We start from the raw sequence: 15,846 nt of genomic DNA, 5'->3' as shown, positions 1-15,846 counted from the left end.
GAAACGATGGGCTTTCAGGAGGGGGCTTTGCAACCGACTTTCGCGGTTATTGCGGGTCGCGCAGGGCGGTCAGATCGTCCTGTTGCAGGGTCAGGCGCACGCCCAATGTCCCGCTCGCGTGGGCGACTGGGAATTTGCGCAGGCAAATGTCCACACCTTGGATGTCGTTAAATGTAGCGCAGAGCTGGGCAATTTGGGTGATCAGCCATTCTTGGGTTTCGCGGTGGCCTGTCTTGGCGAGGGTCTGAATGGCAGCGATCAACGGATCATAGTCAAACACGTGGTCCATCCCGTCATTGGGGATCAGAACGCGCGCCGGGGCAACCGAAATCGTAAGATCCAAAAGGTGATGATCGGGCACAGGTTCATCGGGTCCATAGGTCCCAATGTCCGTCGGCAGGATCATGTCGCGCAATTCGATTGTGCTGGTGGCTGTCATGTCTGGTTACGCTCTCCACTGCGGCCCTTGCAGAGACCAGCAGATAGCGGCAATCAGGGGGTTGGCAACCTGTTGGCCCTGTTCCTGGGCACATCCGGTATTACTTTCTGACATCCGCATCCAACAAACGCCCGAAAGGAGGGTGAGCATGTCCGACAATCCCCACCTGCCGGAGCGGCTATATCTGGATTTTGACAGCTTTTTCGCCTCGGCTGAGCAGTACTTCAACCCGGATTTGCGGGGCAAGCCGATTGGGGTGCTGGCGCTCGATTCCGTCCATACCGGGTGCATCGCTGTCAGTCGTGAGGCCAAGGCGTTAGGCGTGAAAAACAATATGCCTGCGCGTGAGGCACGGGCGATACTCCCTGACATGACTTTCGTTGTGGCCCGGCCTGATGTCTACGTGCGCCTGCACAAACGGATTTTGGCCGTGATTGAAACCGTCGTGCCGATCCAGCACGTCCGATCCATTGATGAGGTCGTGTGCGCCCTGTTGCCCAGCGAGGGGCGGCAGTGCTTGGTCTTGGCCAAGCGGATCAAGACGGCATTGGCCCGTGAATTCAGCCCCGTTTTGACCTGCTCAATCGGGATGGCCCCGACGGAGTTGTTGGCGAAAATCGCCGCAGAAAGGCACAAGCCGAATGGCACACTTGTGTTGGACCCCGCGATGCTGCCCGCCCAACTTGCGGATCTAAAGCTTGGTAAACTGCCGGGTCTCGGGGAGGGGATGATAACACGGCTGGCTGCGGCTGGTGTGCATGACTTTAACGGTCTTTGGGCCCTTGCGCCCAAACAGGCCCGCGCGATTTGGGGCAATGTAGAGGGAGAGCGGTTCTGGCATGAATTGCATGGCACCCACGCGCCCCGCGCGGCCACCCGCAAGCGGATGTTTGGTCATAGCCGCGTATTGCCCGCCGATTGGCGGACCCCGGATAAGGTCGAGGATTGTGCGCGCCAGTTGCTTGCTGGGGCCGCGCGCCGGTTGCGTCGCGCTGATCTGCGCGCATCACGCCTATCGCTTTCCTTGCGCAGTCAACGCCTGCGATCCACCCACATCAAAAGCGCCGAGGCGCTTCGGTGGAATTGGGAAGGTCAGTTCCAACCGTCCCGCGATGACCGCAGTTTTGTCCGAACCCTTGCGCAGGGTTTGGCAGAGGCGCGAAGGCATCTGACCTTTACCCCTCATGCCGTTTCGGTGGTGTTGCACGGGTTGGACGGCGACGCGGATATAACAGGCGATTTGTTTGATATGATGTCAAACGATGCAAGCGACCGTGCCCGTTGGGAAACCATCAGCGATACAATGGATCAGGTGCGGGCGCGGTTTGGGGGCAAGGCGCTGTCGCTTGGGGCTCATGAAACGGTGCCAGGGGGATATGTAGGCGGCAAAATTGCCTTTGGCCGCATTCCAGAGGCCGCGGATTTTGAGGGCGCCACCGGCGCGGACGAGGACACGCATTTTTGCACGTTCTAGGTCGCGTATTTCCCGGCCTTCACCTAAGGTCGCCGCTTGCCGCGCCACACCAAGGATTGTGCATTTAATGCAGCAAGGTCTGCGTCTCCCGCAATGATATCCTCGCACAGGGCGACGGCATGTACGGCCTGTTCACGGCTTAGGTGTTTGTACGCGGGGCGGGCAACATGATCGTACCAAACATCGCCACAAACAGCGTCTAGGACGATGCGCTGAAAGCAGTGGTCGTTGCGCACGGGCCAGTGTGTGTGGCTGGTGCGCGCGAGTTGTGGCATCGTCTCTTTGGTCAGGACGCTATAGCGCGACACGAGGTCCGCTGTCTTGGGTTTGTTTTCTGTCATTTCTGCCCCTTGGTTGATGGGAGAGTTAGCGCGCATAGGCTGGCGGCAATCGCGTGATTGTCGCAGGCAGAAGGCCTCGACGCTTGGGTGTTCGCTGCTACGTCAGGGCGCATCAAGCGAGCCGTTCCCTTTATCTAGGCTCGATATCCATTCTGCCCCGCTGACCTGCGCAATCACACCCAGAGCACCACGTCATGAAAACAAAAGACCTCATCGATGATCTGGCAATGAAGACCGAACGCCCTGATTTCACACCAACCCGCGCGGCGGGGCTGGCGCGGCTTGCGGCCTTTGCGGATCGTACGGGTGATCTCTATGGCCGGTGTCGCAACTATGATCTTGGCGCTGCGCATCGTGCCAATGTATCCGCTCTTTCTCCGTGGATCCGGCATCGGTTGATCACCGAGCACGAGGTTCTGGACATTATGCTCCGGACCCATGGCTATGAAAAAGCGGAAAGCTTTGTCCATGAGGTGTTTTGGCGGACCTATTTTAAGGGTTGGTTGGAGCATCACCCAACCGTATGGCCAGCTTATCAAGCGGGGCTGCGCCGGCAGCTCAAAAGCGTGGGAAAAGACCGCCGTCTGTCCGCGCAATATGCCCAAGCCTGTGCTGGTGAGACCGGTATCGCGTGTTTCGATGCGTGGGCGGAGGAACTGGTGACCACTGGCTATCTGCATAACCATGCGCGGATGTGGTTTGCGTCAATCTGGATTTTCACCCTGAAGTTGCCGTGGGAATTGGGCGCGGATTTCTTCTTGCGACATTTGATGGATGGCGATCCTGCCTCAAACACGTTGGCATGGCGGTGGGTCGCGGGAATACAAACAAAGGGTCGTCCGTACATCGCGCGGGTGTCGAATATTTCAAAGTTCACACATGGTCGATTTTGCCCCACACATCAGTTGCTGACAAACGTAGAGGCCATAGAGGACCCAGCCGAGCATTTGCGCAAACCGCTCCCTGCCGCTGTGGGTGTGGGCGACGTTCCCAAGGACTTTTTGTTGTTGGTGACAGAGGACGATATGCAGATCGCTCATGCGCTGCCGCATGCGCCAATCGCCACGATAGGCGCGCTCACGACAGAAGGCAGATCACCGCTCGCCCTAGGTGAAGTTGCGCATCACTTTGCGACCAAGGCGATGCGGGATGCCTGTGGTGACAATCCCATCATTGGTCATAAGGGGTGGGCTGAGGGCATTATTGAGGCCTGTGCAGCCCACAACACCAAGACAGTTGTCACGGGGTACGCGACCGTCGGGCCTGTCGCGACGGCCCTGAACAACGCGCAGGGGGATTTAGATGCTGCCGGCATCCGGTTGATACCCGTTCGTCGTGATTTCGACGCCTTAGCGTGGCCGCATGCCACCAAGGGGTTTTTCGCAATGAAAAAGGCTGTGCCCAAGGTTTTGGCGTCTCTTGGGTTTTCACTGTAGCGATAATGTTAATCGCAGAGCGGTTTTGAAACGCGTCCGTGCACCTGTGTTTCTAAGCTATTTGTAGGTTGCACGGCGATCGCCAAAATCGCGTACCCGTTTGCGCCACGCGCGGTAACTGCCGGGCTTCAGGCTCTCTCGCATAAGCGCTTTGACCTGTTTTTCGGCCAATCCATACTCACGCTGAATATCGGCAAAGCTAACGTGGTCTGAGAGCGCCATTTCGATAATTTCACTGCGGTGAGCGTCGGGAAGGGGGTCGTTCATTTTATAAGCCTAATTGCGATACAGGTGTACGGCGGCAACTGCGATTTCGGCACGCATTGCGCGACCGATCGCAAGGATGCCAATGCGGCGCAGACGGGCAGGGTCAAATGCCGCATCTGTTTTGTGCGGGATCATCTGGTCAAAGGGTAGCCGCACTGTCTGCCATGTGCTGGGCGCCATGAAATCGGTCCGAAAGGATTGCCAAGGACGGCGCAAAGCATCCGTGCGCAGGCGGAAATCATAAGCGGTATCGTTCCCGCAGATGAGCAGTTCGAATCCGTTCCAAGCGCTGGCGTCATAGATACTGCCGTCCGCGTTTAGATCCGCAGCGATCTGCACGAACCCACCATTGTTATCGAGCGAAACGTCCCCGCGCAGCACGTTGGCCGAGCGCCCCTGATAGGCCTCAGTCCGCAAACCGCCGGTTGACATGCCACCCATCACGGTATCCGAGACGTATTCCCACGCTGGGATCAGGCGCTGTGTTTCCATGCTTTTTTCCATTTGGGATAGGTAGGTCGTCTTTGCGTGATGCAAAGCGGCGCTCCTCTTATTCTGACTGTCATTATCAAAGTCGTGTGGATCAATTGGTTTGGGTACGCATTCGCTGAAATCGAAAGGCGCAACCGATCAGTCCATTTGTTTATCGTATGAACGATCTTGGATAAGAGACGAAGTAAAAGAACGCTTTGCTGCTGCGGTTAGAGCAGAACGCTCGTTGCGTTCTAACGCCATAGCTTTTTGAAATGTGGTAAGGTGTAAGGATTACCGGATGACCAATAACCAAAGCCTATAGGGTAAGTCGGCGCCGGACGGGCGGAGTGTTGCAGACATAAAATGGCATCAATAGCCAGTCAGTGGCGTTAACGATCAGAGCCCAAAACCTTTAACGCCACCATTATTGATGTGCGCAAAACTATCAGTAAATATGGCGGAGACTGAGGGATTCGAACCCTCGGACCGCGTGAACGGTCGCCGGTTTTCAAGACCGGTGCATTCGACCACTCTGCCAAGTCTCCGCAAGGTGGTGAGCACGGGTTACGGCAGCGCGTCCGATTCTGCCAGAGGTGCAATGGCCCATTCCGACACCAAGATTTTGTCACACTTGCGTGTGTCCATCTTGCCTTGTGCGCGTGGCCGTTGCACACCGGACGCCCAACGTGCCTCCAACCATAGGACGTCCCATGTTTGACGCCCAAATCCGTCCGCTGATCGATCCGCCGCTCAATCGTTTGGGGCAGGGGTTGGCGCGGGTAGGCGTTGGGGCTGATACGGTCACTCTGGTTGGGCTGGGGTTGGGGCTTTTGTCGGCTGTTCTGATCGCGATCGGTACGCCGGGTATGGCGCTGGTGCCGCTACTGCTGAGCCGGATCGCAGATGGTCTGGACGGCGCTGTTGCCCGCGCCACGCGCAAAACTGACTTTGGCGGCTACCTCGATATCACGAGTGATTTTCTATTCTACGGGGCGGTGCCTTTGGCATTTGTCCTTGCGGACCCAGGTACGAACGGTGCGGCAGGGGCCTTTTTGCTGACCAGTTTCTATATCAATGGGGCCTCGTTTCTGGGCTACGCGATCCTCGCGGAAAAACGCGGGATGCAGACCACAAAACGCGGCGCCAAATCGCTGTACTTCACGGGCGGGCTGCTTGAGGGATTTGAAACCATCGCCTTCTTCGTCGCCCTATGCCTGTTCCCCTCATATTTCGCGCTACTCGCTTGGGTGTTTGGCGCGCTTTGCTTCATCACCGCCGGATCACGCGTTTTGCTTGCGCGCGCGGTGTTCACTGACTGAAAGGACCTACATGAAACATCTTCTTGGCGTCACAGCCGCGCTCGCGCTGACCAGCCCCGCGTTCGCTGATCCGGACCCCGCAAATTGGGATGCGGTTACGGCCGAAGCTCGTGGTCAGACCGTTTATTGGAATGCTTGGGGTGGCTCTACGACGACGAATGATTTCATCGCGTGGATCGGTGACAAGGTAAAGGTCGACTACGGTGTGACACTGGAACACGTCAAGCTTACGGACACCGCCGACGCCGTCAGCCGGGTGTTGGCCGAGCAAGCTGCGAACCAAGACACCGATGGTGCGGTCGATATGATCTGGATCAACGGGGCCAATTTCGCCTCGATGAAACAGGCGGGACTGCTGTTCGGTCCCTTCGCCGAAGATTTGCCGAACTGGTCGTTGGTGGATGTGGACGGCAAGACAGTCCAAACCGATTTCACCGTTCCGACCGAAGGCTATGAGAGCCCATGGGCCATGGCGCAGGTGGTGTTTATCCACGACACAGAGACCCTGCCAGAGCCGCCAAAATCCGCTGAAGCTTTGTTGGCGTGGGCCGCAGCCAATCCCGGTCGGTTCACTTTTCCGCAACCGCCCGATTTCCTCGGAACAACGTTCCTTAAGCAAATGTTGATTGAGCTGGTCGACGACGCAACCGTCCTACAATCCCCTGCGGGCGATGATTTTGACGCTGTGACCGCGCCGATGTGGGCATTCCTCGAGGAGTTGACCCCGCATCTATGGCGTCAGGGGCGGGCCTACCCGCAGACGGGTCCACGTCAGCTACAGCTGATCAATGATGGCGAAACAGACCTCGCGATTTCCTTCTCACCGGGTGAGGCCTCGGCCGCTATCGCCAATGATCAGTTGCCCGAAACCGTGCGCACCTACGTGCTGGACGGCGGCACATTGGGCAACGCGTCGTTTGTGGCGATCCCGTACAACTCTGGGTCCAAGGCAGGGGCAATGGTCGTTGCGAACACGCTTTTGTCGGCCGAGGCGCAGTTGCGCGCCCAAGATCCAAACATTCTTGGCTACGGCACGGTGCTGGACATGGACAAACTGACGCCCGCGCAGGCTGATGCGTTTGAGGCGCTGGATCTGGGTATCGCGACCCTGTCGCCCGCTGAATTGGGGCAGGTGCTGGCCGAGCCGCATCCATCGTGGATGACCAAGATTGAGGCCGAATGGATCGATCGCTACGGCGTCGCCAACTAAAACGTGGCGGCCAACACCTCAAATACCGCGAAGGGGCGGCCCAATGGGCGGCCCCTTTTCGCAAGCGGTCGTCGCCTACGGGCGGTGCCGTTTATCACGGTTCTGGCTTTATTGGTGCCGGTGGCGGCGGGTCTTTGGGGGACGATAATGCCTGCGTTTGGGCATTTGCCTGCCGCAGGCCACGTGGGCGTGTCGCTCATCGCGTGGGAGGCATTGTTTGACTGGCCGGGACTTGCGCGTGCGGTTTGGTTGTCCGTGTCTGTCGGTGTGATCAGCACGCTTGTGGCGCTTTTGCTTGTGACATTGATTGTTGCGGGTTGGCACGGCACGCGCAGCTTTCAATGGCTTGAGCGATTGCTGTCGCCGCTGCTGTCGGTGCCCCATGCGGCTGCGGCCTTTGGCTTGGCTTTTCTGGTGGCTCCCTCGGGCTGGCTTTCGCGGTTGATGTCCCCATGGGCCACAGGCTGGACACGCCCGCCGGACTTGTTGATCGTGCAAGACCCTTGGGGCGCGACGCTGATGGCGGGAATGATCGCTAAAGAGATGCCGTTTTTGCTGCTAATGACCTTGGCCGCGTTGAGCCAAGTGCATCATGTGGAATACGCCCGGGTGACGCGTGCCTTGGGGTATGGCCGTATCAAGGGGTGGCTGATCGCGGTGTTTCCGGCGGTTTATGCGCAAATTCGCCTGCCAGTTTACGTTGTGCTCGCTTATGGGATGAGTGTGGTTGATGTCGCGGTGATCCTTGGGCCAAACACACCGCCCACGCTTTCGGTGCAAATTGTACGTTGGATGAGCGACCCTGATTTGATGCTAAGGATGCAGGCGGCGGCCGGGGCGTTGTTGCAATTGGGCCTTGTTGGGGCTGCCTTGGGGGCTTGGCGCGTGGCTGAGTGGGCAGTAGCCCAATGGGGGCAGGCGTGGGCCACCAGTGGGGGGCGCCTACGTCGCGATTGGCCGTTGCGCGTGTTGGGGCAGTTTGCGGCCTTGGCATGTAGTGCAGCGGTTTTGGCGGGGCTTGCGGGCCTTGCTGTGTGGTCCCTCGCGGGGCGTTGGCGCTTTCCGGACGCTTTGCCTCAGACAATCAAATCTTCCAGCTGGATGCGCCACGGGCCAGAGGCGCTTGAGGTGGCTGGCGTGACATTATTCATCGCGGCAGTCGCGGTTTTGGTCGCGCTTGTGCTGGTCATCGGCTGCCTTGAGGCAGAGCACCGAGAGGGTCGCCCGATGAACCCGGCCGCCCTTTGGGTGCTATATCTGCCCCTGATCGTGCCGCAGGTGGCCTTCTTGCCGGGGCTACAGGGGCTGTTGCTTTGGCTGGGCTGGGACAAAGGGCTGTGGCCCGTGATCGCGGCGCATTTGGTTTTTGTGTTGCCTTACGTGTTCCTCGCGTTCGCAGATCCGTTCCGCGCATGGGATACACGGCAGGCGACAGTTGCGGCCAGCCTTGGGGCCTCGGCCAACGGGGTTTTGTGGCGGGTCCGTATGCCGATGTTGTTGGCGCCGCTTTTGACCGCCGCAGCCGTTGGGATTGCGGTCAGCGTGGGGCAATACCTGCCCACACTTTTGGTCGGCGGTGGCCGTGTCTCGACCCTCGCGACCGAAGCCGTTGCTTTGGCCGCCGGTGGGGATCGGCGCGCTATCGGCGTTTGGGGGTTGGCCCAAACGGGGGCGGCCTTGCTGCCCTTTGCGCTTGCCTTGGCCTTGCCCGCGATGATCTATGCGCGGCGCAGGGGCATGCGGGGGGGCTGAAATGGGGCTCAAACTAACAGATGTGATGATCACAGCACCGGGCGCGGATGCGCCTATGTTGGCCATGTCCGCGGACGTCGCCCCTGGTGCAGTCCTATCGATTATGGGGCCCTCTGGCGTTGGGAAATCAACGTTGCTTGCGTGGCTGACAGGGACGCTGCCCGCCGGGTTCCAAGCGACCGGCAGGGCCGAACTCGCGGGGCGCGATATCACCAACCTCGCGCCAGAGGCCCGGCGCTTGGGCATTCTGTTCCAAGACCACTTGTTGTTTCCGCATTTGTCGGTTGGGGCCAATCTGGCCTTTGGCCTGGCGGCTGGGGTGTCCAAGCGCCGCGATGTTGTGGATCAAGCGTTGGTTGAGATCGACCTTGCCGGCTACGCAGACCGGGACCCCGCGACCCTTTCGGGCGGTCAACGTGCGCGCGTGGCATTGATGCGGATGCTCCTATCGGAGCCTGAGGCGCTGTTGCTGGATGAGCCGTTTTCGCGCCTTGATGCCGCACTGCGCGATCAGATGCGGGACCTCGTGTTTTCCCGCGCGCGGGCCAAGCAATTGCCCGTCATTATGGTCACCCACGACGCGCAGGATGCCGAGGCCGCCGGGGGTGAAGTTCTACATCTCAGGAGCGGCCAAGCAGCTCGGTGATCAGCGGGTTGGGAAACCGACGTTCCAACGTGACCGCATAGAAATCTTCGCGCAGCGTAAGATCACCCGCGACTTGCAGCCGCCCGTCGCGGATTTCCTGCTCGACCACGATGGGCGGGATGACTGCCAAGCCAACGTCTTGGCATACCAACAGTCGGATCATGGCCATATCATCGGCCTCTGCTGCGATCAGGGGGCGAATGTTCCATTGCTCCATCAGGGCGTCGAAACCGGGGCGGATCGAGCTTTCGAAGGTGGGCAAGATCACGGGATGCTCTGCCAGCAAATCACGGATATCACAGCCCGCGCCTACACGGGCATGGCTGCCCACAAGGACCACATTCTGGCTGTCTAGTTTATGTGCCAAATACTTGGTCGCCGCGTCGCGCGATGGCGGAGTGGTGGTGAGAACAACGTCTAGGTTCAACGCCTCTAGGGCAGGGTACAGCTCAGCCGCACCCCCTGATCGTAGGATAATCTCAACATTGGGTCGTCCCAGAAGGGGCCGCAAAAACTGTAGCTGAAAGTTCCGCGAGAGCGTGGATAAAGCCCCCACGCGCAGCACCTGCTGTGATGCGCCTGCGCCTTTGAGCGTGCTCAAAAGCTCTTCGCCGGCACCAAAAATCGTATCGGCATGTTCGAGTGAAATGCGCCCGGCTTCGGTCAATATCAACTGTCGTCCGCGCCGTTCAAACAGCTTGTGGTCCAAACGGGCCTCAAGAGATTTGATCTGCGTCGAAAGCGCGGATTGCGACAGGTTCAACCGCTCCGCCGTCCGGGTCAGGTTGCCATCGTGTGCCACGGCCCAAAAATATCGCAAGTGGTGGTAGTTGAGTTCAGCCATCATTCTATTAAACAGAATGATATCCAATAAACAATGTATTTAATAAATGATATGGCTGCCTCTACATCCTCTCCCAAGCACCATTGAGGAGAGCGTCCATGTCCAGTGTCATCCTATTCGGCCTCGCGCCGTTGATCTTACTTGCAGCGGGCGGGTTGATGTTTGCGCGCCCACCGGCACGCGGGGGCCAAAGCCTGCGCGTGGTTGAGAGTGCGGCATTGGCGGCTTTGACCGTGTGTATTGTGGGGGCCGCTATCGTGATCGGGCAGGGCCCGCAGACGTCGGCGTTGTTGGGCTTGGCGGAGTTGGGCTTTTCGATCCGGCTGGATGCGGTATCGCTGACGATGGCCCTGTTGGTCAGCTTTATTGGCTGGGTCGTGTCGCGCTACGCCCGCACCTACATGGACGGAGAGAAAACACAGGCCGCCTTCATGGGCTGGCTCGGTGTGGCTCTCGGGTCTGTTCTTCTGCTGGTGACGGCGGGCAATATCGTACAGTTGATCGTGGGCTGGATCGGGGCAGGGGTCGCGGTGCAGAGGCTGCTACTGACCTATGCCACACGGACCGGCGCGCAACTGGCTGGCCGCAAGAAGGCAATGGTTAACAAAGGTTCCAACGGGGCGTTGGTTCTGGCGGGGGTCATGCTTTACGCGGCTGCTGGCACGGGTGATATCGCCACGCTGTTGGCGGAGGCTGAGACTACATGGATGTGGACCTTTGCCGCGATCCTTTTGGCTATTTCGGCGATGTTGGCCTCGGCGCAGGTTCCGTTTCACGGCTGGCTGACCGAAGTGATGGAGGCGCCCACGCCGGTGTCCGCTTTGCTGCACGCAGGTGTCGTGAACGCGGGCGGTTTCTTATTGATCCGCTTTGCCGACCTGATCTTGCTGAACCCGGTTTTGCTGTCGGCGCTGGTGTTCTTGGGCGGTGCGTCAGCCCTGATTGGGTCCATCGTGATGCTAACCCAGCCCGCGATCAAAACCGCACTGGCTTGGTCCACGATCGCACAAATGGGCTTTATGATCCTGCAATGTGGTCTGGGCCTTTTTGCCCTCGCGCTTTTGCACATCGTCGCGCACTCGCTCTACAAGGCGCATGCCTTTTTGTCCTCGGGCGGGGCGGTCGGTGCGGTTGCCGCCATCCCGCGGCCCGGTCCGGTGGCTGTGCCCAACGGTCGTGCGGTGCTGCGTGCCTTTGGGATTGCGGTGGTAATTTTCGCGGCCATTGCAACGCTCTTTGGGTTGGGCGGCAAGTCGCCCCAGGCCCTCGCGATGGGCGCGGTCCTCGTGTTTGGCGTGGCCTATATGCTGGCCCAAGGCTTGGCCGATACCGCGCCTAAAGCCCTGACCCGGCGGATGGCCATCGCGTCGCTGGCGACCACGATTGGCTACTTTACGCTCCAAACATTGGCTGTGTGGATCACCGCGGGCACGCTTCCCCCTGCGCCGATCCCCGGTGCATTGGGGTGGTTTCTGATCGGGATCACGGTGATTTCATTTGGGCTGCTAGCGATGGCGCAGGCGTGTTTCCCGCTGTGGGTTCATCACCCGGCGGCACAGGGCCTGCGGGTCCATATTTCTAACGGCTTCTACCTCAACGCTGTTCTTGATCGGATGATCGGCAGCTGGTCCAAATCTGATGCGAAAGGTGCCTAAGACATGCTGGTTCAAAACACACAATTTGACGGCCCAACGCTTGAATTGTTCGCAAAAGCGGACATCGCGTCGCGCGCCATCCCGCCCATGTGGGCCTTGGCGGAAACCGTCGCGGTGAACCCTTTTCTGGGGCAAACCTCTGAGCCATTGATGCTGACAGCGGCACGGTTGGAAAAGGTCGCAGGTGTCCGGGTCACGCAACTGCGCGCAGATTTAGTCGCCAAGATCGACAACGGCGACATCACGCTTGCGGATTTGGATGCCGCCATCGCAGCCAACCCCGACGGGCTGCCCGCGACGGCCGCAGACTTGTATGAGGCAGCGTCGTCGCATACCTCCCCGGCGCCTGTCGCTTTGCCAACCATCGCGGGCCTAGCGGCGGATGTGTCTGGCATCGATTGGCCGCGCCTGATCGAAGAGCGGATCGGCCATTGGGCCGCGAGCCACTTTGACGCCGGCCAAGCCCTTTGGCCCGCCCCTGCCATGGCCGCGTTTCCGGCGTGGCACGGGTTTGCCAAACGGGACATCACCCCGGAAATCCAAGGTCTCAAGGGGTTCTCTGAGTACGTCTCTAACCTGCCTCCGTCAGGTGCGCTGGCACTGGCGTATTCGGCTGAAACGCTGGGCGTTATGCCACAAGAGGCGGAACTGTACTTCCACCGGCTCCTTTCGACCCTCGGCGGTTGGGCGCAACTTGCGCGTCGGGACGCTTGGGCGGCTGAGCAATCGGGCGCGCGAGATGAGGCTGTGACCGACCTGTTGTGCATTCGGATCGTGTGGGAGGCCGCGTTGTTTGAGATGTACCGGGCAGAAATCGGTGCAGTCTGGCTGGATGCTTTGGTCGAATATGCCAAGCCGCTGGCACCAACGGCAGATCATCGGATCGACTGTGCCCTGCAACTCGCGGCGGAACTGGCGGCGCAACGCAAGCTGGTCGCGCAAATGGCAAGCCGCACTCCTGTTGCGGGGCCTGAGCGGGCGGCGGTTCAGGCCGCGTTCTGCATCGATGTGCGGTCCGAAGTGTTCCGGCGTGCCCTCGAAAATCAAAGCGAGGAGGTTGAAACTGTTGGCTTCGCGGGCTTCTTTGGGCTGACAATCACCCACCAGCCGGTCGCATCGGATGTGACCCAAGCGCTTGCGCCGGTTCTGTTGTCCCCCGCGCTTAGGGCCAAAAGCGGCCATTCCGCCGAGCAAGACACGGACCTGAGACTTGCGGCGCGGGCCAAACGGGCGTGGGGCCGGTTCCGGCAGGCGGCGGTAGGGTCGTTTGCGTTTGTTGAGGCCGCAGGTCCCTTGTACCTGCCCAAACTGATCAAAGACACCTTTGGTGCGCCCGCCAAGGTCGCAGGCGGTCCGGTCCCGGTTCTGACCTCGGATTTTTCCCTTGAGGACAAGGTGACAGCGGCCAAGACGGTCCTGGGCGCGATGTCGTTGCGCGCGCCCTTTGCGCGGGTGGTTATGATCACGGGCCATGGGGCCGAAGTCGTGAACACCCCCTTTGAGAGCGCGATGCATTGCGGTGCCTGCGGTGGCAACACGGGGGAGGTCAACGTCCGGATCCTCGCCCAACTGCTAAACGATCCAGAGGTGCGCGCGCAGATCGATGTGCCGGCCGATACGCTGTTCGTGGGCGCGCTACATCACACAACCTCTGACCGGGTTGATATGTTCGACGCGGATGTCGATGCGCGTATGCACAGCGACGACATCAAGCGGCTTAAGCTCTGGCTCAAGGCTGCGGGTGCAGAGGCACGCGCAGAGCGGGCAGGTAGCCTGCCGGGTGCCAAAACGCAGGCGGATTTGATTGCGCGCGGTTTGGATTGGGCGCAGGTCCGGCCCGAATGGGGGCTTGCTGGATGTTCCAAGTTTATCGCAGCCCCACGGGAATTGACGCGCGGTTTAGACCTTGGCGGGCAGGCGTTTCTGCACACCTACAACCACCATGCGGATGCTGAAAAAGGGGTGCTAGAACTGATCCTGACCGCGCCCGTTGTCGTCGCGAGCTGGATATCGCTCCAGTACTACGGATCGGCGGTCGCACCTGAGGCGTTTGGTGGTGGCAACAAGTTGGTACACAATATCACTGGCGGTGTTGGCGTGGTTGAAGGGAACGGCGGAAACCTACGCGCCGGGCTGCCCCTGCAATCGGTGCATGATGGCGATAAACTTAGGCATGAACCGCTGCGGTTATCGGTCGTGATTGCGGCCCAGATTGAGGATATGAACGCGGTGCTGGAAAAGCATCGGAGCGTCGCAGACCTGTTCGATAACCAGTGGCTGCACCTCTTGGCGATGGATGACGAGGGGCAGATCACGGCCCGCTACGATGGCCATGGGAATTGGAGCCAGATAGGCGGACAGGCGGCTTTGATGGCGGCCGAATAAGCCTGAGAGGCTTTCGGATTGGGGGCGGTTTTTGACTGCCCCCTTTGGTTGTCTTGGTGGGTGTTTCAGAACGATGTGTGGGATGTGATTGTGGTTTCTTAGAGCGGTTTTCGATCTGAAATGTTACGTTTTGATCTGCGACTTTATCTTAAGATATGCTTCGGTTGGTTGGTGAGACCACTCGTGCTCCGAAAATGCGCGGAGCGTAAAATTTGGCGGCAGTGAGTTAAATTGAAGGTGAAATCGGCGCCAGAATTTGCAGTCAAACCGCCTCATCTATACAGCTTTGGTTAATGTGATACTCCCGAGAAAGCGGAGGTATCTACGTTAATTATTCATGATATACCATTGTTAATAATTATTAAAAATAAATTATGCCGTCTTGCTGTCTCTGAAATCAGAGTCTTGCAAAGTATGCTGATCTGTCAGCGTCCATGGAAGTTCCGTGAAAATTGATTCTAATTTTGGAAACGGCTTAGTGATTTGTTAACCTACATTTACAGCGAATCGGTCTGTTGTGATTTCGCGTGATTAGTAATTGGAAGGTGGTCTTATGAATTTTAGAATATCTTTAGTGCGTGGAGGGGTGCTCGCCCTAGCGCTAACAACATTTGGGGCCGCCGCTCATGCGGCGGGTTCTGTCGGGTGGCTTAATCCGGCCAATGGGGCGTCGTTTCCTGTCGGAACGATGACAATGCCCGACGGGCAAGCCAACGCATCTGGCGTTGTTGGTGGCGGTCTTGATCTCGTGCTCGCGCTGGATGGCTCCGGCTCAATGGGGTCTAGTGTCGTCTTACCTGATGGTAGCCGCGTTCGGCGTGACATTCTTCAGCAGCAAGCAGCGAACGCGTTGGTGAACAGTTTACCTGCTGGATCCAATGTTGGCGTGGTTGAGTTCCAAAGTTCCGGCTTTGTGCGGCAAACGCTGACACCAATTCCAGACGCGGGCGTGACCAGCGCGATCAATGCCATCGTGGCTAGCGGCGGCACCGATATTCGCGACGGGATCGTTACTGCGGATGGCGAGTTGGATGCAAACGGTCGTGCTGGAACCAGCAAACAAATCTTGCTGATTTCGGACGGAGGCAGCACACAGTCGGTGGCAGTCGCGGCTGCAGCGGCTGCGCTGGCAGATGGCTACACGGTGAATACAGTAGGCTTCCCTGGGGCTGCCAACTCGACACTGGCCGCAGTCGCAACTGCTGGCGGTGGGACGTTCGTTAACTTCTCCAACAATCCTCAGGACATCGTCGATATTTTTGGCGGAAATTCTGGCGGCGTTCTGGTTGGTGTTGATGGGGTTGAGATCACTGATCCCGATGGCAACACCTTTGCGGGGACGGTTGACGCGCTGGGTAACTTCAAGGTGCCTGCGTATAACTTGAAGCTTGGTGCCAACACCTGGACGGCTGTGGCAACATTCTCTGATCAAACAACGGCGACCTCCTCGTTGACCCTGTTTGGGACAACCAATGGCGGCGGCGGGGGTAACCCAACTGCGCCAATCCCACTTCCTGCCTCTGGCCTGCTCTTGGGGCTGGCTCTGGCGGGCTTTGGCGTTGCGCGTCGTCGTCGCGGCTAAGCCACGTGGATACTGAGCAATT

14 protein-coding genes and 1 tRNA gene are annotated in these 15,846 nt (G+C 59.0%); 9 read left to right on the top strand and 6 right to left on the bottom strand.

Features of this window, described 5'->3' with window-relative positions:
- Positions 1–46 precede the first annotated feature (46 nt).
- Complete coding sequence (locus PM04_RS02535) at positions 47–439, bottom strand: dihydroneopterin aldolase (protein ID WP_038003335.1); 393 nt, start codon at positions 437–439, stop codon at positions 47–49.
- 148 nt (positions 440–587) lie between these two features.
- On the opposite strand from PM04_RS02535, the gene PM04_RS02530 reads away from it, so the two are divergent.
- On the top strand, positions 588–1,913 hold the full coding sequence (locus PM04_RS02530) for a type VI secretion protein ImpB (protein WP_038003332.1): 1,326 nt from the start codon (positions 588–590) through the stop codon (positions 1,911–1,913).
- 23 nt (positions 1,914–1,936) lie between these two features.
- Here the strand turns inward: PM04_RS02530 and PM04_RS02525 are convergent, their stop codons facing one another.
- Positions 1,937–2,254: a hypothetical protein gene (locus PM04_RS02525; RefSeq protein ID WP_052068402.1), complete on the bottom strand. Its 318-nt coding sequence runs from the start codon at positions 2,252–2,254 to the stop codon at positions 1,937–1,939.
- 194 nt (positions 2,255–2,448) lie between these two features.
- On the opposite strand from PM04_RS02525, the gene PM04_RS02520 reads away from it, so the two are divergent.
- Positions 2,449–3,690, top strand: a complete 1,242-nt coding sequence (locus PM04_RS02520; protein WP_038003329.1) for an FAD-binding domain-containing protein — start codon at positions 2,449–2,451, stop codon at positions 3,688–3,690.
- 57 nt (positions 3,691–3,747) lie between these two features.
- Here PM04_RS02520 and PM04_RS02515 read toward each other — a convergent pair whose 3' ends face one another.
- From PM04_RS02515 to PM04_RS02505, 3 genes are all read right to left on the bottom strand, one after another.
- Positions 3,748–3,957, bottom strand: a complete 210-nt coding sequence (locus PM04_RS02515) for a TIGR03643 family protein (RefSeq protein ID WP_038003327.1) — start codon at positions 3,955–3,957, stop codon at positions 3,748–3,750.
- A 9-nt stretch (positions 3,958–3,966) separates the two neighbouring features.
- Positions 3,967–4,449 (bottom strand): CIA30 family protein, encoded by a 483-nt coding sequence (locus tag PM04_RS02510; RefSeq protein ID WP_038003864.1) that lies wholly within the window; start codon positions 4,447–4,449, stop codon positions 3,967–3,969.
- Between the two features lie 437 nt (positions 4,450–4,886).
- A tRNA-Ser gene (locus PM04_RS02505) sits at positions 4,887–4,976 on the bottom strand.
- A 165-nt stretch (positions 4,977–5,141) separates the two neighbouring features.
- Between PM04_RS02505 and PM04_RS02500 the strand changes: the two genes are divergently transcribed.
- The 4 genes from PM04_RS02500 (at position 5,142) to PM04_RS02485 (ending at position 9,358) form a co-directional block, all read left to right on the top strand.
- Positions 5,142–5,750, top strand: coding sequence for a CDP-alcohol phosphatidyltransferase family protein (locus tag PM04_RS02500; RefSeq protein ID WP_038003325.1), 609 nt, complete (start codon positions 5,142–5,144; stop codon positions 5,748–5,750).
- A 10-nt stretch (positions 5,751–5,760) separates the two neighbouring features.
- On the top strand, positions 5,761–6,960 hold the full coding sequence (locus PM04_RS02495) for an ABC transporter substrate-binding protein (protein WP_038003323.1): 1,200 nt from the start codon (positions 5,761–5,763) through the stop codon (positions 6,958–6,960).
- Between the two features lie 147 nt (positions 6,961–7,107).
- Positions 7,108–8,712 (top strand): ABC transporter permease, encoded by a 1,605-nt coding sequence (locus tag PM04_RS02490; protein WP_081946030.1) that lies wholly within the window; start codon positions 7,108–7,110, stop codon positions 8,710–8,712.
- A gap of 1 nt (position 8,713) precedes the next feature.
- Positions 8,714–9,358, top strand: a complete 645-nt coding sequence (locus PM04_RS02485; RefSeq protein WP_052068401.1) for an ATP-binding cassette domain-containing protein — start codon at positions 8,714–8,716, stop codon at positions 9,356–9,358.
- Here PM04_RS02485 and PM04_RS02480 read toward each other — a convergent pair.
- Positions 9,333–10,202 (bottom strand): LysR family transcriptional regulator, encoded by an 870-nt coding sequence (locus PM04_RS02480; protein ID WP_038003861.1) that lies wholly within the window; start codon positions 10,200–10,202, stop codon positions 9,333–9,335. The genes PM04_RS02485 and PM04_RS02480 overlap by 26 nt on opposite strands.
- Positions 10,203–10,300: 98 nt before the next feature.
- Here PM04_RS02480 and PM04_RS02475 point away from each other — a divergent pair, with 98 nt between their 5' ends.
- The 3 genes from PM04_RS02475 to PM04_RS02465 all read left to right on the top strand — a co-directional run bounded on the left by PM04_RS02475 (position 10,301) and on the right by PM04_RS02465 (position 15,824).
- Entirely contained in the window at positions 10,301–11,857 is a 1,557-nt protein-coding gene (locus PM04_RS02475) for a proton-conducting transporter membrane subunit (protein ID WP_038003321.1), read from the top strand.
- A 3-nt stretch (positions 11,858–11,860) separates the two neighbouring features.
- Positions 11,861–14,242, top strand: a complete 2,382-nt coding sequence (locus PM04_RS02470; RefSeq protein WP_052068400.1) for a putative inorganic carbon transporter subunit DabA — start codon at positions 11,861–11,863, stop codon at positions 14,240–14,242.
- 694 nt (positions 14,243–14,936) lie between these two features.
- Positions 14,937–15,824: a VWA domain-containing protein gene (locus tag PM04_RS02465; protein WP_038003319.1), complete on the top strand. Its 888-nt coding sequence runs from the start codon at positions 14,937–14,939 to the stop codon at positions 15,822–15,824.
- The last annotated feature ends 22 nt before the right edge of the window (positions 15,825–15,846 follow it).

The sequence above is a fragment of the Thalassobacter sp. 16PALIMAR09 genome, from assembly GCF_000765485.1.
GTDB classification, from domain to species: domain Bacteria; phylum Pseudomonadota; class Alphaproteobacteria; order Rhodobacterales; family Rhodobacteraceae; genus Thalassobacter; species Thalassobacter stenotrophicus.
This window is presented reverse-complemented; position numbering and strand designations above follow the sequence as displayed.